Raw genomic sequence first — 18,174 nt, 5'->3', positions numbered from 1 at the left:
GCGTCCGTCAAATCGCAGCGCGGCAGTCTCCGAGCGGATTCATGCCCGCGACGCCCGTCCCGATGACGCGCAGAGACGGGTCAGCATGTCCTCCAAGATGGCCTGGGGCGGCCTCCGGGAGCCTTTGAGTGCCAAGTCGGTCTCCGCCAGGACCAGGAGCCAGCGATCCGTCTCTTTGGGGCGAAGGCCGCGGGCCCGTTGCGCCAGTTCCCGGGCGCGGAATGGCTGGAAGACCCCGGCACGTTTGGCGGCCTCGTCCGTGGAGGCCCCGGACTCCGCGGCCGCCTGAAACTTCGCCAACTGGCGAATCGACCACGCCAAGGCGCCGAGGAGCGGCAGTCCGCGGTCGCGCGGATCGTAGGTGTCGGCCAGGGCGGCGAGTGCACCTTTCAAGTCGCGCGCGCCGACCTTCGCCACGAGGTCCCAGGTGTCGGCGGTCCGCACGCGGGCCACGCACTCGCCGACGGCTTCCTCGGTGATGGGCTTTCCCTCGCCGGCGTAGAGCGCCAGCCGCTCGATGGCGTCGTTGACGTGGGCCAGCTCGGGGCCTGCAATTTCCGCGAGCAGCTCGGCGACGTCGGGATCGATGGGGTTGCCCCGGGCCGTGGCGCGCTCGCGGATCCAGTTGGGTAGCTCGCGACTTCCCAGGACGTCGCACGCCACGACGAAGCCCTGCTTCTTGCCCAAGGTGGCGAGCTTCTTTCGCCCGTCGACCTTGTCGCCGGTGAGGACCATGCAGGTGGAGTCGATGGGCGCGGCGGCGTATTCGGCGAATCGGTCCAGCGGTGCAAGCTTCTTCGCGTCGCCGTCGTCGCTTCGCCCTTCACCTGAGGAGTCCCAGCGCTCGATGCCCCGAACCAGGACGAAGCGCTTGGGCGCCATCATCGGCACCGTGCGCGCTGCGGAGAGGATCGCGTCGGCGTCGGCCTCGCCCGCGGTGTACTTGTCCTCGTTGAAGGCGGCGACGCCGTTGCCTAGTGCCGCGGAACGCAATGCGGCCACGACCTCGTCGCGAAGGAAGCGCTCCTCGCCGACGATGACGTACAGCGGAAGCAGCTTCCCCTGCTTCGCTTGCGCCATGGCTTCGCTCGGCGTCACGGCTTGCGACGGCGGCGGCTGACACCCGCCAGCACGGCGAGCGCGCTCAGAAACATGAGGCCCCCGCTCCCGTTCAGCGCGGACGCGAGCCCTGGCACCGAGCAGCCGCATCCCTTGGGGTTTTCTTTGATTTTCTCTTCCTCCGTCGGGTCGTACGCCGTCTTGGGCACGAAGGGGGCGGCGCTGCCGCTGGGGGTCACCTCACCCGAGTAGTTCGTCGTGGGGGCGGCTTCGTCGGTCTTTTTGGCCGCGCCGGCATCCTCGTCGCCGACCTTGGTGATGCCCTTCTTCTTGGCCTCGAAGGTGATGCTGCGGCGATCGACGACGGGGTTGTCGCCTTTCAGCGTGAGCCGCATCGGCCCGCCGATGTCCACGCCGTCCGCCGTGCGGATCTGCACCGTGTACTCGCCGGCCTCGTAGCCGCGTGCGCGCGTCAGGCCGAAGTCGAAGTTCGTGCCCTTGAAGATTTTGCCCTGCGGGTTCGCGAAGTCGACGTCGAGCGACTCGGCCGTCGGCTGCTGGCCGGCCAATGTCTGCCGGTTCACCACGGGGTCCTTGCTGTTGTCCGTCAGCGAGCGCTCGTAGACGGCGGTTTTCGTGAAGACGAACCGCATGGGCACGTGGGCGGTGAGCGGCGGCTTGGGCAGCTCGACGGTGACGAAGATGTGCCAGGCCCCGGAAACCTCTTGTACTTCCGTGGTCTTGAGGCGCGCGCTGCCGGCTGCGGCCGCGTCGCCCGACGTGAGGACGAGGACCAGGAAAGAGAGAAAGGCAAATACAAGGAACGAGGACGGCGCGACCTTGCGGGCAAACATGACTTTGCCACGCTACCAGAGAACACGGCCGGCTGGCACGTGCTATACAGCCGCCGTCGTGGCGAAAGGCTTACCGTACGAGCGGCTCGACCAGATCAGCGAGATCGACGAGAGTGGCGCTCCCTCGGATGTTCGGCCTTCTGTGGTCGTCGTCGGAAACTTGGATGGCATCCATCGTGGTCATGCCGCGGTGCTGCGCGCTGCCGTCCAGCGCGCTGAGCGCGACGGGCTTTCCCCGTACGTCCTCACCTTCGACCCGCACCCCAGCGTGGTGCTCGGCCGACCGGAGCCCCCGCGCCTCGCCACCCTGGCGCGCCGCGCGGAGCTGGCCAAAGGCCTGGGCATCGAGCGCGTTTTCGTGCGCACGTTCGATGGAGAGTTCGCTACGTGGAAGCCCCTTCGCTTTGCGAAAGAGCTGCTCGTGCAGAAGCTTTTCGCGCACGAAATCAGCATCGGGCAGAATTTCCGCTTCGGCGCCGGCGCCGAGGGCGACTTTTCCAAGATGGTGACTTTGGGCGAGTCGCTGGGCTTCGTGACCACCGCCCATGCCCTGGTCGGCGACGAACGTGGCCCATTTTCGAGCTCGCGGGCGCGCGCCGCCATCGCCGCGGGCCAGATGGACGAGGCCGAGCACATTCTCGGGCGCCCTCACGCGCTTTCCGGTGTCGTGCAAGAAGGGCGCAAGCTCGGACGGACCATCGGTTTTCCCACCGTCAATTTGGGCAATGTGCCTGAAATGCTCCCGCCCGACGGTATCTACGCCACCCTGGTCGAGCAGGTTTTCGACGACGATGTACGCGCCTTGGCGCTCGGCGCCATGAGCATCGGCGTGCGTCCGACCGTGGGCGAGGGCCTGGAGCGCACGGTGGAAGTGTTCCTGCTCGATTTCGACGGCGATTTGTACGGTGCACACCTCCGCGTCCACGTGGTGGCACGGCTGCGCGGCGAGGAGCGATTCCCCGACCTGGAGGCGCTCAAGGCCAAGATCGCCGAAGACGTCGCCGAGACGCGCCGCATTCTCGCGGGCCGGCATTTTTGACTGGCGCCCCGGGCGCGCGACAGGCAAAACCGCGGGTATGGAACGCGTAGAGCTCGAGCGACTCGACCGAGACGGCCTCATTACCCGAGCGGAGGAACTCGGTGTGGTTCGCGCCAACGTGCTCACCCGCCCCGAGCTGGTCGACGAGATTCTGCTGCGCACCTCACGCACGTCCATCGACCCGCAGGCGATTGCCAGGTCGCGCGGCTGGTTCGGGCGCGCGCGCGATCTGCTCGCCCGCGTCGTCGAGCGCGGTCTTCACCTGCCCGACGCGGCGGAGCGCATTCGTGCCAGCTCGCCGCCGCCCCGCCCGCGCTCCACGTCCCCGGCCACGGTGCCCACGGTGACGTTGGCCGAGATTTATGCAGCGCAGGGCCACAAGGGCAAGGCGCTGGAGACGCTGCAGCGTGTGCTGAAAGAGGAGCCCGAGCACGCGGCCGCCCGCGCGCTGCTGAATCAGCTGCAGAAGATCGAGCTGCCGCCGCCGCCGCTTCCGCCCGAGGAAGAGGTGGAGGCGTCCGCGCAAAACGGCGTTCCCCCCGCGGCGTCCGATTCGGACAGGAGCGAGGGCACGGGGCCGAAGCCGCCTGCGGAGCCCTTCGGCATGCTCGACGACGAGCCGCTCCCGCCGAAGTACGACGTCGACGAGTGCGTGGCCATCCCCGTCGATCCGCGCACCATGTTCGTCTACTGGGAAGTGCGCGACGAGACGTACGCGTACCTTCGCCGCACCCACGGCGACGGGCAGATCGCGCTGCGCGTTCTCATCATCGAGCCGACCTGGGACGGTCCGCGCACGCAGGTGCGCGATCACGTGGTCTATTCGCAGCTCGGCGACTTTTTCCTGCGCGATCTTCCGCTCGGCTGCGTCGTTCGCGTGGGCCTGGGCTGGCGCGAGGGCGAGGCGTTCGTGTCGGTCGCGCACTCGCCGACGCTCGAGGTGCCGCCGGGGGCGGCATCGCCGATTTTCGCCGAGGGCCTCGTTCACTGGTCGGCGGGGGGCGCATACCCCGTCGATGCCACGGACGACGCCGCCGAGGGGATCCTTCGCGCCATGGGACGGGTGCAGGCGCACGTGCAACGCGCCCGAGTCCGCGGCGACATGCCGAGGGGCGGTACCTTCGCCGAGGGTTTCCAGGACATCATCGAGGGGTTCGGCGCAGGCATGGCCTACGGCTTGGGCGACGACGAAGCGGCGCGTCCGCTGGGCGCCTCGGAAAACGCGGGCCGTTTCGGTGTGGGCGGACGCGCGATGTCGTCGTCCGATACGATGATCCGATAGCGCTTGCGGCTGCGGGAGGGGTGTTACTCTTCCCGCGTGCTTTCTATTTTCCGTTCGGTCTTGCGCGCGCTGCGCCTCTTCGCGTTGGCCGTCTGCCTTATTTATGTCTTCTCGCCAGTGTTGGCGTCGGCCCGGCCGGGCGGGGGAGGGAGCTATTCCGGCGGGAGTCGCTCGAGCGGGAGCAGCGGTGGAAGCCGCTCGAGCGGGAGCAGCGGTGGCAGTCGCTCCAGCGGCAGCACGTACAGCGGTGGAAGCCGGTCGAGTGGTAGCAGCAGTGGGAGTCGCTCGAGCGGGAGCACCTACAGCGGCGGAACCACGTATTCGAGTGGTGGATACACCTCGAGCGGCGGCTCGTCGGACGGTGGCGGCTTCTTCGTGGGCTTCATCGTGCTCTTGTTCCTGGTGGGCGGCATCGTCTTGGTGTGGTGGCTCGTGGCGCGCTCGACGCGAAACAAGCGCGCGGCCATTCTCGACGCCCAGCACGAGGCCTCCTCCAAGCCGCGCAACGCGTCCGTCGAGAAGCTGCTGGCGCGCGATCCGCAATTGACGGTGGAGAGCATCATTCAGCGCGTGCAGCACATGAGCGTCATTCTGCGCGAGGCGTGGTGCGCGGGTGACATGAAGCCGGCCCGCCCCTTCGTGTCCGACGGGGTGTTCAGCCGGTTCCAAGTGCAGCTCGAGTTGATGCGCGCCGAGGGCAAGCGCAACGTGATGAGCGATGCGTCGATTCTCTACACGACGGTGGAGGCGGTCGATTCACGCCCGCCAATCGACGTCGTGCACGTGCGCTTCACCGCGCAGGCGCGCGACCGCATGGTGCCGGTGCAGTCCACGCCCGAGCAGATCGCGGGCGCACTTCGCGGTGCGCCCCTCGAGCCGTACACCGAGATCTGGACCTTGGTGCGCAAGCAGGGCGCGGTGACTCGCCTCCCGCCGGAGCAAGTGGGCAAGGGCTGCCCGAACTGCGGCGCACCGCTCGATCTGCAGGCCGAGATGATCAAGTGCAAGTACTGCGGCGCGCTCGCATGCTCCGCGGAGCACGATTGGGTCCTTTCGGAGATCACGCAGCTCTCCGAGTGGTACCCGGAGTCGCACGGCGAGGTTCCGGGGCTGGTGGAGTTGCGTGAGACGGACCCTCTGGTATCACGCGAGGTTCTCGAGGACCGAGCCTCGTACCTGTTTTGGAAGTGGATCGAGTCGGCGCGCAAGCGCTCGCCGGTGCCCGTGCGCAAGTGCGCGACGGCGGAGTTCATTCAAATGCGCGCCAATGTCGCGCCGCTTGCCAATGTGAGCGACGTGGCCATCGGCGCGGCCGATTGCGTCTTGTGCGATCCTGGTCCGGAGAACGACTTCGATCACGTGTACGTGAAGGTCTACTGGTCGGCGCGCTTTCAGCCGCAGCAGGAGCCGACGCCGAGCCAGGCCATCGTGAAGCTCACACGCCGGGCCGGCGTTCACGCGAATTTCTCGATGACGTCGGTCATCTGTCCGAATTGTGGCGGACCGCTCACCGAGAGCGACAGTCCGCGGTGCGATTTCTGTGGCACGGAGGTGGCGGGGGGCGAGCAGGCGTGGGTGCTCGATGCGATGCTCGCACCGGGCGACATTCGGCCGCGCGCGAACCACGAGCAGCCGCTTCCCGAGTGGCTCGTGCCCAACATCGCCGATCCGCGCGAGCGCGAGATTCTCTTCGCGCAGATGGCCGCGCTCATGTCGCAAGACGGGAAGCTGGGCAAGCAGGAGAAGAAGCTTCTTCGCGTGTGCAGCCGCCGCTGGGTCATTCCCGACGAGACGGTCGCGCAGGTCATGTCCAACCCCCACGCCGCCCAAGCAACCCCGCTGGTGAGCGCGTCGCCCCAATGGTTCCTCGCCGGCCTCGTGTCGGCGGCGCTCATCGACGGGAAGCTCGACAACCAGGAGCGCGCGATGCTCGACCGCGCGCGCACCGCCTTGGCGTTGCCGGCGGAGGAGCTGGAGCGGCAGATTCAGGTCTTGCGGCAGCGGCTCGGCATGCAACCGGGCAGCTGACGAGATGGATCGTGGGGGGCTCGGGCCGGGCACGAGGGTGTCCGGGACAGGTCCCACGTTGTCCGGGACAGGGGGACGGCGCGCAGAGCGGCGCATTTTTAGCCGATGGGGATTGGCCCGGCCTTGGCAAGGTGCGGAGTCAGACCTTGGGGCGCGGAGCTCCGGACTCCGCGCTCTCCAGGTCGCAGATCAAGACGATGGGTTGCCATTGGTACGATTGGGAGGCAACAGCCCTCCGCGTGCCCGTTGATAGCGAGGAACCACTCCTACGGGAGCCTCGCCAGCGGGAACGACACGCAGAGCGGTGATGGGAAGCGCAGCGGGCGCGGACCGGTGGCCGAATTCCTCGTTGGGTGAAGCTGCGCATGCAACTGATCGCTCCACCGGAACTTTTCTACCCCTCATCTTTATCTGGCAGAGAAAAAGCCAGACGACGAACGTGTGCGATTGCGCGGAAGCGCGATGACGCACCCGTTTGTCTCGTCGCCCGGGGAAGCCGTGTTCGCCTCATGAGGCCCAGTGCCACGCGGAACCGAGAACCAGGGGAACCCTCTAGCCGAGACGGGCGAGGCGCGCTTGGCCCCATGCGGCGAGCGCCTCGATGATGGGCTGCATGCTCTTGCCCTCGGGCGACAACGCATAGTCGACCCGTGGCGGCACCTGCGCGTGAATCGTTCGCGTGATGAGACCGGCCTCCTCCAACTCGCGCAACTGCTTCGTGAGCATGCGATGGTTGACCGCGCCCAGGCGCCGCTGCAACTCGTTGAAACGGAGCGTGCCCTCTTGCAGGTGGTAAAGGATCACGCCCTTCCACTTGCCGTCGATCAGATCGAGTGCAGCCTCGACGGGGCAGCCCACTGCGCAGTCGTAGGTCTTCTTCTTCGCGGCCATGTCGGTATCAAACTGGATACTACCGGCAATATTTTGCCGTATTTTCGAATGCCTCGCCACCTCCTATCTCCGCGCTACCAACGATGAAGACAGCGCTTTTCCTGATGGCGGCACTCCTCGTGTCTTGTTCGTCGACGTCCTCTTCGACGCCGGCCGCGTCCTCGGCCTCCGAGCCCACGACCCTTTCCGTGGCGGCCGAGAGCCGCACGATGATCTGGAACGGCGTTGCCGTGGAGGGCGGGCGCGTCTTTGTCTCCGGCCCGCTTTGGACCGGCTCGAAAGGGCCGTCGGTGGCCGTGCTCGACAAGGCGGGGCAGCCCCAGCCCTATCCCGACGCCGCGTGGAACGAGGCCGGGCGCAATCCCGCCCAATCGTTCGTCAACGTGAACGCCATCCACCGCGATGGTCAAGGGCACCTCTGGGTCATCGATGCCGGCGTCTCGGGTTTCGGCGGTCCACCGGTCCCCTCTGGGCCCAAGGCCGTGGAGATCGATCTCGGGACCAACGAGGTCGTGCGCGTGTACCCCTTCGACGCGCGCGTCGCGGGCCCTGGAAGCTACGTGGACGACATTCGCTTTCACGGCCGCCGCGGCTACCTTACCGACGCCGGCCGCCCCGGCATCATCGTGCTCGATCTCGACAGCGGCGCCGCGCGGCGCGTTCTCGACGGGCATCCCTCGGTCACCGCGCCATCGAACCGCCCCGTCGTCGTCGACGGCCAGATCGTCAGAGCTCCCGACGGCTCACCCCTCTGCGTGAACGCCGACCCGCTCGAGGTGAGCCCCGACGGAAAATACCTGTACTATGCACCCCTGCACGGCCCATGGTCGCGCATCGAGACGCGCTGGCTCGACGATGCTTCGCTCAACCCAGCGGATCTCGCCGCGAAGGTCGAACCTTGGGCCGATCTCCCGCCCACCGGCGGCACGGCCATGATGGCGAACGGCGATCTCTATTTCGGCGATCTGGCCGCCAACGCCATCAAGCGTCGCGCGGCCGACGGCACCATCACCACCGTGATCCAGGACGCGCGCCTGCACTGGGTCGATGCCCCCGACATCGACGCGGACGGCTTCATCTGGCTTCCCACGCCCCAAATGGATCGCGTGGCACTCTTTCAAGGCGGCACCGCGAAAATCGAGCTGCCCGTTCGGCTTTACCGGCTGCGGATCAAATGATGTCGAACGGGTAACCCCCGTCGTTGTACGCGCGATCGGCGATGGCCTTGCGCAGCTCGTCGTCGTTCTTTTCGAAGGCGGCGACGTTGTCCGCGAGGCGCTTTTCTGCTGCTGAGACGAACACCGTGGTCAGATCGATCTCGCGGCGTGCGCCCTCCTCGCCGCGCTGCTCGAGCGCGCGCGTGGTGCGTGAGAGAACGGACGCGATGGCAAACAGGTCGATGGCCATGTCGGCCACGCGCTTTTGCGTGTACTGCATCTCGGCGATGTCCTTGCCGAACTTGCGCAGCGCCTTGTCGACGTTCTTCGCCAGCTCGACGGTGTACTCCTCGAAGACCACGGCCTCGCGGTTCAACACCGGGTGTGCACGTGTGAAGCGCTCGCGCCCGAGCGCGGTGCGTGCCTTGCGGATGGCAAAATCGCTCAACAAGCCGAACCCCTTGATGGGCTCGCGCATGGCCCGCGCCACCTCCACGAGTTGACGCCCGGGGCCCTGCATCCCGCTGAGCGCGATGAAGCAGCGCAGAATCTCGTTCGTGCCCTCGAAGATCAAATTGATGCGCGCGTCGCGCAGATGCCGCTCGTAGGAGTACTCTTGCATGTAGCCCACGCCGGCGGCGATCTGCAGCGACTCGTTGACGATCTTCCAGAGCGTCTCCGAGCCGTACACCTTGCAGATGGCGCTCTCCACGGAGTAGTCGGCCACGTTGGAGTCGATGAGGCCCGTGGTGAGGTACGTCATGCTCTCCAGGGCGAAGGTGCCGGCCATCATCTGGGCAATCTTGTCCTTGATGAGCCCGAACTCCCCGATGGGTCGCCCGAACGCCTTGCGCTCGCGCGCGCGCTCGACGGAAAGCTTGATGAGGCGTTTTGCAAGGCCGATGCTGCCGCTGGCCACGCCGAGCCGCCCGTTGTTGAGCACCTCCATCGCGACCTTGAAACCGCGCCCCACTTCACCGAGCACGTTCTCGATGGGGACCTTCACGTCCTCGAAGTACACCTCGGTGGTGGAGCTCCCGCGGATGCCCAGCTTGTGCTCGTTGGGGCCCGTGCGCACGCCCATCCCGCGCTCGACGACGAAGGCGGTGATGCGTGGTTTGGCCCCGTGCTCGGCCGGTGAGGTGCGCGCGAACACGGTAAAAAGATCCGCAAAGCCGCCGTTGGAGATCCAGATTTTCGACCCGTTCAGGGTGAAGTATCTGCCGTCGTCGCTGAGTTCTGCGCGCGTCTGAATCGCGGCCGCATCGCTGCCGGCGCTCGGCTCCGTCAGTGCGAACGCGGCCACGCACTCGCCGGTGGCCAACTTCGGAAGGTACTTCTTCTTCAGTTCCTCGCTGCCAAAGAGCAAAATGCCCTTCATCCCGATCGATTGGTGCGCGCCCAAGGTCACCGCGAGCGAGCCTTCGAGGCCGCTCACCTCCTGCATCACACGCGCATACGCCGTCGCCGAAAGACCGATACCTCCGTAATCGTTTGGTACCAAAAGACCGAAGAGGCCCAGGTCTTTGATGCCCTGCAGCACATCGTCGGGCACGAGCGCTTCGCGATCGATCTTCTGCGCGTCGACATTCTGCGCGAAGTATTTGCGCACGCTGTCGAGCATGATGTGCAGGTTGTTCGTCTCCGCCGGCAAAGGCTCCGGGTACGGCACGATCAGGTTGTCCGCAATCACCCCGTGAAACAGCGACTTCATGAACGACTGCTCGATCATCGATTCCTCGGGTGAAAACTTAGTTTGGTTTCGAGGTGCCCTTGCCTGGGTCGCTGGCGCTAGGGGCGACGGGGGCGGCGGCGACGATGGCGCCTTTGCTGCGCCGGCGCTCGTCTTTCTCCTGCCAGGGATATTTGATGCGGCCGTGGTACATCGCCACCAGGGTGTCGGCCATTTTCACGATGAGGATCTTGAGCTCTTCCAGGGTGAGGCCGGCCTCGTCGAGCTGACCCGTCTTCAGCTTGGTGAAGATGATGCGCTGGATCATCTCCTCGAACTTCGCCTTCTCGGGGGGCTGGATCGTACGGCTCGCCGCCTCGATGGAGTCGACCAGCATCAGGATGGCGGTCTCCTTCGTTTGCGGCTTCATGCCCGGGTAGCGAAAGAACTCTTCCGTCAGGTTCTTCGGGTTCCCGCGCTGCTTGCACTTGTGCCAGAAGTACTCGATGACCTGCGTGCCGTGGTGCGTGTAGGCAAACTCCACGACCGGCTCGGGGATGCCGCCGTCGCGCAATAGCTTCGTCCCCTGAACCACGTGCGCCATGATCGCGTCGGCGCTCACCTCGGGCTCCAGATCGTCGTGCGGTGTGCGCTCACCCGCGGCCAGGTTCTCGACGAAGTACTTCGGCTGAATCGTCTTTCCCAGGTCGTGGTAGTACGCACCCACCCGCGTGAGGAGCGCATCCGCCCCGATCGCCGCCGCCGCAGCCTCGGCCAAATTGGCCATGGCGCGCGCGTGCTCCCACGACCCCGGCGCCTCCTCCGCCATTTTGCGCAGCAGGGGATTCTCCAGGTCCGTCAGGTCCATTAACCGATCGCGTCCGACGCTGCCCAGCGCGCGCACGGCGAACTGACGCAGGAAATGCGCGAGCAGTCCCGCCAGCGCGCCGCCGCCCACGATGCCCAGAAGCGGTGAGTCCAGCCCGAAGTAGAGCTGGCGCCCGATGGAGAAATGGCCCTCGAAAACCGTGATGATCGCCCCGAACATGGTCGCGGCGATCAGACCGCCGCCAAAGCCGGCGAGCATCATTTGCCGCGGATGCTTGCGGTTCAGAAAGAGCAGGCTCGAGGCAAGCCCCCGCGTGATGAGCACCGCCAGAAATGGCAGGTCGAACACGAGCAGGGACGAGGCCATGAAGGTCATCATCACGTTGATGAGGAAGGCCGTGCGCCGCTCGAAGGCGAAGGTGCACCACAGGGGAACCGTGGCCACGGGAATCCAAAATTCGCTCAACGGTGTAAAGACGAGGAACAACTTGGCGACGATGAAGACGCCGGCCATCGTTCCGAAAAGCCCGAGCTGCGTGCGCAGGAGGCGCGTGCGTGTCGGTCCGAAACGGCGAAGGTACGCCGACGCCAAGAGCAGCAAGGTCAGATGGATGACGAACATCGCGGCCGTGCGCATCGTTTGCGCGGGCCGGCGCGTCATCTCGAAGGCATAGGCGATCCGGTGGGCGTCGTTCGACTCGTCGAGCACCGTTCCGCGGGGAATGAGGATCCGCGTATGTTCGTACGCAAGGAGCGACGACTGCGCCTTTTGAATGAACGAGGCGTAAGGAACGCGGATGGTCGTGGGCGCGGGCGCGCCAAAATGCGGGTCGAGCTGAGGAATCAGCGCGTCGCCGACCTGCGCCAAGGTGATGATCATGGCGAAGCCGAGGCTCATGACCACCCCGGCGATCGCCCCTGCTCGGACCCTCGTACGCAGCATTTGGGAGGCTTGGCCCTCGTGCCGGCTTATAGAAACCGCAAGCCGTGCGCCGAGAAGGTACTCCGCCGCGAATTGCCGTGGCAAGGCTACGAATCCTTGCTCAACGGTATGGGTATTGCTACGTGGTTAAGAGGAAGGCCGAGTAGGGAGCTTGCGGGAGCTTCGACGAGGCCAGCTTGAGCGAGTCAGTGCGGCTCGTTCTGGAAGGAGAGTCGGTGAATCGGGCAAGGTCTCTCTTTGCAATTATCCAGCGTGCGTCGACGACCCGGGGCACGGCGGTCATGGGTATATGCAACGTCACACCCGATTCGTTCAGTGATGGAGGGCAGTCGTTCGACGAGGCGGACGCGCGCGCACGCGTCGACGTGCTCTTGCAGGAAGGGGCCGACATTCTCGACATCGGCGGTGAGTCCACCCGCCCCGGTGCCGCGCCCGTTCCGGCCAGCGTTCAGCTCGCCCGCGTGCTTGGCGTCGTTCGCTACGCCGTGGAAAAGGCCGAGGCGGCCGGCGCGTGCGTAACGATCGACACGGCAAACCCCGAGGTTGCCCGTGCCTGTCTCGACGCGGGCGCATGCGCGGTGAACGACGTCTCTTGTTTGCGCGACGATGCGCTCGCCGACGAAATAGCCCGAGCGGATGCGGCGTTCATCCTGATGCATGCACGGGGCACGCAGGCCGAAATGCGCGGGTTCAGCGACTACCGCGGCGCGTACAATGACGTGGTGAAGGACGTCGTCGCTGAATGGCGCGCGGCCGCCGAACGAGCCATGTCTCGCGGCGTTCCGCATGCGTCGCTGCTCATGGATCCGGGGCTCGGCTTCGCGAAGACCGCCTCGCAGAGCGCGGACCTGTTGCGCCGCCTTCCCGAGATCGCACGCGCGGTGGAGGTACCCATCGTCATTGGAGCAAGCCGCAAATCGTTTCTGACGCAGCTGGTGGGAGCGACCCAGGGTGATCCAGCACCTGCTGAACGCGATGGGGCGTCCATCGGCGCGGCCGTTCATGCGGCATCGCTCGGTGCACAAGTGGTCCGCGTGCACGACGTGCGCGGGACGCGGCAAGCGCTGGACGTCGTGAAGGCGTTGGGAGGTGGCAACCATGCTTGAAGGCCTCCTCCACCTTTTCTCGGTGCGCCCGCCGCGGGAGATCCTGATCGACATTCTCGATCTGCTGGTGGTCACCTACGTGATCTACCGCGCGCTCATCGTCATGCGTGGAACGCGGGCGATGCAGATGGGGACCGGCCTCGCCGTCATCTTCGTCGTCTACCTGGTGGCGCGCTGGCTGAACATCGTCACCCTGTACAACCTTCTCTCGTCGCTTCTGTCGTCGATCATCCTCGTCGTCGTGGTCGTCTTCCAGAACGACATTCGCCGCGCGCTCATGCGCGTGGGCGCGCGCGCCTTCCTCGGAGGGATCTCGCGGCAGCAGGAATCGCGGGTCATCGACGAGGTGGTCGCCGCCGCGACCGAGCTGGCCCGCCACCGTATCGGTGCGCTCATCTGCTTCGAGCAGGACGCCAACCTGGACGAATTCGTGGTGGGGCAGGGAACGCTCATCGACGCGCAGGTTCAGCGCGAGCTGCTCGTGGGCATCTTCCTCCCGGAGAGCTTGAACAAGCTGCACGACGGCTCGGTGGTCATCCGCAACCTGCGCGTGGCCAAGGCCGGCGTGTTCTTCCCGATGCCGGACACCAAGGTGCTCGACAAGTCGCTGGGCTCGCGCCACCGCGCCGCCCTCGGCATCACCGAGGAGACGGATGCCGTGGTGGTCGTCGTCTCCGAGGAGCGCGGGACGATCAGCTTCTGCTTCAATGGCAACATCATCTCCAACCTGGATGGTGCCTCCTTGCGGCAGGCGCTGCTCGGGCTGTTCGGGCAGCGCGCCCGCAAGAAGAAGGTCCCGCCGAAGAAGGACAAGGAGCGGCAGACCGGTTCGTACCGCTTCTCGCTCCCGCCGCGCTCGAGCAAGAACGATGCGGCCCCCGCGAGCCTTCAGCCGCAGAGCGACCGCGTTCCGCCGTCGTCGGCCGAGCGGCCGCCTGTGCCGCGGGATTCGCTGGATGACATCGACCCTCGTCCCGAGCCTTCGCCTCCGCGCCGTCTCGCACCGGCCAAGCCGATCGAGACACCGGCGCCCGCGCCCAGCTCCCTTCAAGGCACGCAAGTCCCGACCACGACCTCGGGAGAATCCGACAAGTAGACCATGGCCCTCGAACTCGGCGAAAAGCTGAAGGCCGCCTTTACGGAGAACCTGAACCTCAAGTTCATCGCCTTCGTTCTGGCGCTGCTCTTGTACTCGCTGTTTCATGGCGCGCAGGATGCGCAGCGGACCATGACGGTGAACCTGGTCGCGCTGATGCCGCCCGAGAGCGCCGATCGCGTTCTGGTGAGCTCGATGCCGCCTTCCGTGCGGCTCACGTTGCGTGGCTCGCGCTCGGCGCTCGACGATCTTCACTCCGATGACATCGGCTACCTCCAGATCGACGTGCACCTCGGCTCCGAGCGCCGGGTGACGTTGGATCCCGGCATGGTGCACGTGCCGCCGAGTGTGCGCGTCGAGCAGATCGACCCGCCCGCGATCGACCTGGTGTGGGAAGACCGCGTGACGCGCGACGTGCCGATTCAGGTCAGCGTGGTGGGCACGCCGGCGCCCGGGTTCGTGGTGAAGGGCGTTCCGCAGGCCGATCCGGCGACGGTGCGCGTGCGCGGGCCGAAGAGCGAGGTGCTCGTGCTGCAGCACGTGCGCGCCGATCCGTTCGACGTGTCGGGGCTAACGGAAGGTAGCTTTCCGCGTCATCTGGCCATCGACCGGCCCACCGGCCGCGTGTTGCCGGATCTGGCGACGCAGAGCGTGCTGGTCACCGCCGAGATCACGCGCGAAGTGGTCGAGCGGCCCTTCGTGAAGATCCCGGTCGCCGTCGTCGGCCAGGCCAAAGGAAAGAGTCAGCCCAACGAGGTGGACGTGCGCCTCGTGTGCCCCCCGGAGATTCTGCGCGCCTTGCGGCCGGAGCAAGTGGTGCCCAAGGCAACGGTGCACTCCACCGCCGCCAGCGGCAGCGAATCCGTGGCCATCGAAGTCGGCGTCGAGGGCTGCGAAGCCCACACCACGCCGAGCTCCGTCGTCGTCCGCTGGTAAAGCCCGACTAAAGCGAGCAATCGTTCAGCGTGCCGCCGCCGGTGACCTCGGTGCAGGTAAGGCACGGATCGGTGCGACGGGCGCAGGCGCAGTCGGTGGTGGAGCAGCCGCTGAAGGGCTTGCACTGGTAGGCGCGCGCGGTGAGCAGTCCGGTGACCAGGCAGTACTCCAAGCCGACCTGGCACTGCTTCGTCGGACCACACGCGAAGTACTCGGGCGCGTTCGCAGCGCAGGCGTCGGGGCCGTCATCGAGGCCGGCGCGATGCGCTTCGCACGCCATCGTATAGCGACGACCATCGCAGCCGCATTGTGGCGGAGACAGCGCGGTGCACGCATTGGGACGCAACTGACAGACGCCTTCGGCGACTGCACCGCATTTGCCGTCTGGATAATCGCAGTATTCGTCGAAGTAACACGGCTTCGTGCGCGAGCAGGCGCGCGGAGGTCCGTTGAGACCGCCATCAGGGAGGATTCGGCTATCGTCACTTGCGTCACGCAAGTCAGTATTGCCGGACGACTCATCCAAAGCCCAGTCGAGCCCACACGCGGCACTCAGTCCACCGAGGAGAAGGGCGGCAGTGGTCGATATCGCCCGCGATGTTTGCCGCATTCGGCGGAATGGATAGGCTATGGTGGAACCACGTTGGCCCGGCGGTCTGGGGAGGGTTTCGATATCGGCTTTGGGCCGGGCGGCGTGTGAATCGCTACTACGAGTCATGATGACTTCTCGGGAGGGGTTTCTGATCGTCGCTGACGATCCCGTCGTAGCCAGGGAGGTCGCTTCGCTCATCAAGCGATTCGGTCCCGCGCACGTAGTGCACAACGCGCCTACGGCGAAAGAGGCCATTTATCGCTGGATGTGGAACGGCATGGTCGTCGACGAGCAGCTCGGCAACGACTCGGGGATGGACCTCGCCGATCTGGCGCGCGTGCGCGACCCGGCCATTCCCATCGCGGTCCTCACGGCCGTGCTCGAACCGGCCATGGTCAATCGCGCGGCCCGGCTGGGGGCCATTTTCGTTTCCAAGCCCTTCGGTCCGGAGGAGCTGGCGCCCTTCGTGCGCCAATCGCTCATTCGCGAAATTGGCTCTCCGCAAGTGGGGCCCATCCTGATGCGTATTTCGGAGACCTATTCGCTTTCCCCCCGAGAGTCGCAAATCCTGGCCAGCGTACTTGCCGGTGTTGCCCGAGACCGATTCCTGATTGATCAGGATATGTCGCCGAACACGTATAAGACGCACGTAAAGTCCCTTCTGCGAAAGACGAACTTTCTCAACCTCAGCGCGCTCACCGCCTTCATCTTGCGGCAGGCCGCAAGCGAGCGATGAGCACGCGAGTGTCAAGCACGCTTCATTCCGATGCGTCCGCTGGAAGGTGAGAGTCGAGTCGAAGTAGCAAGTTTGCGATGCGCCGGCCTGGCTCCGCTGCCGCTGCTCGGCTGACGTTTTACGGAGATCGCTTGGTGTACGGATTCGGCGGGGCGCGGTTGAGCAATTCGGTTGCGTTTTCGGCACCGGCTTGCAGGGACTTGGCAAGGTTCGTCGTCTGCTGATTGAGCATGCTGTCCGACTTGCGCAATTTGTTGCGCGATGATCGGTGCGACGAGCCACTCGACGTAGCCTCTTTTGCCACCGGCGCCGGAGCCTGAGGCGCGGGTGCGGCCGACGGCTCCGTCGCGGGGCGAGCTTCAGCGTGCGCCGGTGCCTCCGTAGCCGGCGTGGGCGCGGGTGCGGCCGCCGGAGCCGCCGGGCGCACTTCGGGACGGTCCACGTGCGCGGCCGCGGCATGCGCAGGCGCCGCCGTCGTCGACACCGGAGCCGCCGGCGTCGGCGTGGACGAGGAGAGGTATCGCTCCGCGCGCACGATGCGATCGAACGTATCGTGGCTCGGCTTCACCGAGAGCTCGCCGTGGATGCCCACGCCGGCGACCACGAACACCGAAGCCACCGCGGCCAGCTGCACGAGCCGCGCCAGCGACCAGCGCGCGGCGCGCACGGGCATGGGCGTGAGGTGCCGCGACGAGTTGAACTCCACCTCGGCGCAGGAGCGGCTGCCCGTGTGGCAAAGCGCGGCTCCATCGTCGGGCTGCGAATGCGCCCGCAGGCGCTGCGACGGAAGATCGCGGCTGCCGTTGGGCGGCGTCGGCTCGATGCCCTGCGGGCGATCGGCGCCGCCCGTGGAAACCAGCGCCGAACGCGGACAGAACGTGTCGAACGCGCTCGACATGCGCAGGGAGCTCATGGTCTCGCGGAAGAGCGCGCGGCGCTTCTCCAGAGCCTCGTGCGCGAGGTCCTCGACCCATGCGCCCGTGCGCGCGGCGCTCGCCACGTCGTGGTCTTTGCGGGCGGCTGCCTCGAGCGCTTCGGCAAACTCGAGCGCCGTCTTGTAGCGCTCCTTCGGATTGCGCGCGAGCGCCTTGAGGACGACCTCGTCGAGCGCTTCGCCCGCAGCAGGGTTCACCGACGACGGGACCGGAATGGGCCCGCGCAGAACCGCACGCAGCGTGCGGATCGCATCGCCAGCTCGGAAGAGACGGCGGCCGCAGACGAGCTCCCAGAGGATGACGCCGAGCGCAAACACGTCGGCTTGAGGCGTGACGATCGAGTCGCTCACGTACTCGGGTGCCATGTACCCGAGCTTGCCCTTGCGGGCGCCATCGGTCGTGCCTTCAATCTGCGTCATCTGTGGCGTTAGTGCCGTGGCCTTGGCAATGCCGAAGTCGACCACGCGCGCCGTGCCGTCGAGGCCGACGAGGATGTTCTGAGGCGAAACGTCACGGTGCACGATGCCCAGCGGCTGACCGAGTTCGTCGGCCGTGGTGTGCGCGGCATGAAGCCCTGCCGCCGCGTCGAGCACGATACGGAACGCGATGGGAAGAGGGACGCTCTCGTTCTTGCGCGAGGTGCCACGCACGAGGTCGGAGAGGGCGAGCCCTTCCACGTAATCCATCACCAGAAGCAGCTCGTCGTCGAACTCTTCGACGTCGATCACTCCTGCCACATTAGGGTGGTGGATATGCGAGGCGAGGCGCGCTTCCGCGAGCAGCATGCCGCGAAACGCAGCGCTCTCGAGCAGGTGCGGATGCGCACGCTTGATGGCCACCACACGGGAAAAACCCTTCGCCCCGCGCGCGCGACCCAGGTACACGGTTGCCATTCCACCCGCGGCAATCTTCGTGACCACTTCATAGCGTGAATGGCTCAGCACCTCCGCTCGATCGGATATGAAACTGGCCTGTTCCGCGTGATTCATCAGGTTCCCTCTGGAAGGACCGTTGTCCCGG

15 protein-coding genes are annotated in these 18,174 nt (G+C 66.2%); 8 read left to right on the top strand and 7 right to left on the bottom strand.

The features are described from left to right. Window positions 1–39: 39 nt before the first annotated feature. Both holA and LZC95_39180 read right to left on the bottom strand, forming a co-directional pair. Window positions 40–1,080: a DNA polymerase III subunit delta gene (gene holA, locus LZC95_39185; protein WXA92462.1), complete on the bottom strand. Its 1,041-nt coding sequence runs from the start codon at window positions 1,078–1,080 to the stop codon at window positions 40–42. Window positions 1,081–1,094: 14 nt separating this feature from the next. Continuing rightward, complete coding sequence (locus tag LZC95_39180; GenBank protein WXA92461.1) at window positions 1,095–1,913, bottom strand: MYXO-CTERM sorting domain-containing protein; 819 nt, start codon at window positions 1,911–1,913, stop codon at window positions 1,095–1,097. Window positions 1,914–1,971: 58 nt separating this feature from the next. Here LZC95_39180 and LZC95_39175 point away from each other — a divergent pair, with 58 nt between their 5' ends. From LZC95_39175 to LZC95_39165, 3 genes are read left to right on the top strand one after another with little or no spacing between them, the layout of a single operon-like run. After that, on the top strand, window positions 1,972–2,952 hold the full coding sequence (locus tag LZC95_39175; protein ID WXA92460.1) for a bifunctional riboflavin kinase/FAD synthetase: 981 nt from the start codon (window positions 1,972–1,974) through the stop codon (window positions 2,950–2,952). Window positions 2,953–2,989: 37 nt separating this feature from the next. Continuing rightward, a complete protein-coding gene (locus LZC95_39170; protein WXA92459.1) occupies window positions 2,990–4,234 on the top strand; it encodes a DUF4912 domain-containing protein in 1,245 nt (414 codons plus the stop codon). Window positions 4,235–4,270: 36 nt separating this feature from the next. Further along, a complete protein-coding gene (locus LZC95_39165; GenBank protein ID WXA92458.1) occupies window positions 4,271–6,262 on the top strand; it encodes a hypothetical protein in 1,992 nt (663 codons plus the stop codon). A 552-nt stretch (window positions 6,263–6,814) separates the two neighbouring features. On the opposite strand, the gene LZC95_39160 is transcribed toward LZC95_39165, so the two are convergent. After that, on the bottom strand, window positions 6,815–7,153 hold the full coding sequence (locus tag LZC95_39160; protein ID WXA92457.1) for a helix-turn-helix transcriptional regulator: 339 nt from the start codon (window positions 7,151–7,153) through the stop codon (window positions 6,815–6,817). Window positions 7,154–7,236: 83 nt separating this feature from the next. Between LZC95_39160 and LZC95_39155 the strand changes: the two genes are divergently transcribed. Beyond that, window positions 7,237–8,331, top strand: coding sequence for a major royal jelly family protein (locus LZC95_39155; GenBank protein ID WXA92456.1), 1,095 nt, complete (start codon window positions 7,237–7,239; stop codon window positions 8,329–8,331). Here LZC95_39155 and LZC95_39150 read toward each other — a convergent pair. After that, window positions 8,324–10,042, bottom strand: coding sequence for an acyl-CoA dehydrogenase family protein (locus LZC95_39150; GenBank protein WXA92455.1), 1,719 nt, complete (start codon window positions 10,040–10,042; stop codon window positions 8,324–8,326). The genes LZC95_39155 and LZC95_39150 overlap by 8 nt on opposite strands. Before the next feature lie 19 nt (window positions 10,043–10,061). Then, on the bottom strand, window positions 10,062–11,708 hold the full coding sequence (locus LZC95_39145) for an HDIG domain-containing protein (GenBank protein WXA92454.1): 1,647 nt from the start codon (window positions 11,706–11,708) through the stop codon (window positions 10,062–10,064). A 326-nt stretch (window positions 11,709–12,034) separates the two neighbouring features. Here LZC95_39145 and folP point away from each other — a divergent pair, with 326 nt between their 5' ends. Genes folP through LZC95_39130 form a run of 3 tightly spaced genes read left to right on the top strand, consistent with a single transcriptional unit; the run spans window position 12,035 to window position 14,891 of the window. Further along, window positions 12,035–12,859 (top strand): dihydropteroate synthase, encoded by an 825-nt coding sequence (gene folP / locus LZC95_39140; GenBank protein ID WXA92453.1) that lies wholly within the window; start codon window positions 12,035–12,037, stop codon window positions 12,857–12,859. Beyond that, window positions 12,852–13,955 (top strand): diadenylate cyclase CdaA, encoded by a 1,104-nt coding sequence (gene cdaA, locus LZC95_39135; protein ID WXA92452.1) that lies wholly within the window; start codon window positions 12,852–12,854, stop codon window positions 13,953–13,955. Before folP ends, cdaA begins: the two co-directional genes overlap by 8 nt. Window positions 13,956–13,958: 3 nt before the next feature. Further along, complete coding sequence (locus tag LZC95_39130) at window positions 13,959–14,891, top strand: YbbR-like domain-containing protein (GenBank protein ID WXA92451.1); 933 nt, start codon at window positions 13,959–13,961, stop codon at window positions 14,889–14,891. A 7-nt stretch (window positions 14,892–14,898) separates the two neighbouring features. Here LZC95_39130 and LZC95_39125 read toward each other — a convergent pair whose 3' ends face one another. Further along, window positions 14,899–15,171 (bottom strand): hypothetical protein, encoded by a 273-nt coding sequence (locus LZC95_39125; GenBank protein ID WXA92450.1) that lies wholly within the window; start codon window positions 15,169–15,171, stop codon window positions 14,899–14,901. A 436-nt stretch (window positions 15,172–15,607) separates the two neighbouring features. On the opposite strand from LZC95_39125, the gene LZC95_39120 reads away from it, so the two are divergent. Beyond that, entirely contained in the window at window positions 15,608–16,219 is a 612-nt protein-coding gene (locus LZC95_39120; GenBank protein WXA92449.1) for a response regulator transcription factor, read from the top strand. 118 nt (window positions 16,220–16,337) lie between these two features. Here LZC95_39120 and LZC95_39115 read toward each other — a convergent pair whose 3' ends face one another. Then, complete coding sequence (locus LZC95_39115; GenBank protein WXA92448.1) at window positions 16,338–18,143, bottom strand: serine/threonine protein kinase; 1,806 nt, start codon at window positions 18,141–18,143, stop codon at window positions 16,338–16,340. Between the last annotated feature and the right edge of the window lie 31 nt (window positions 18,144–18,174).

Source organism: Sorangiineae bacterium MSr12523 (genome assembly GCA_037157775.1).
In the GTDB taxonomy this organism is placed as follows: Bacteria; Myxococcota_A; Polyangia; order Polyangiales; family Polyangiaceae; genus Pendulispora; species Pendulispora brunnea.
The sequence above is the reverse complement of the archived record's forward strand: the minus strand, read 5'-3'. Positions and strand labels throughout refer to the sequence as shown.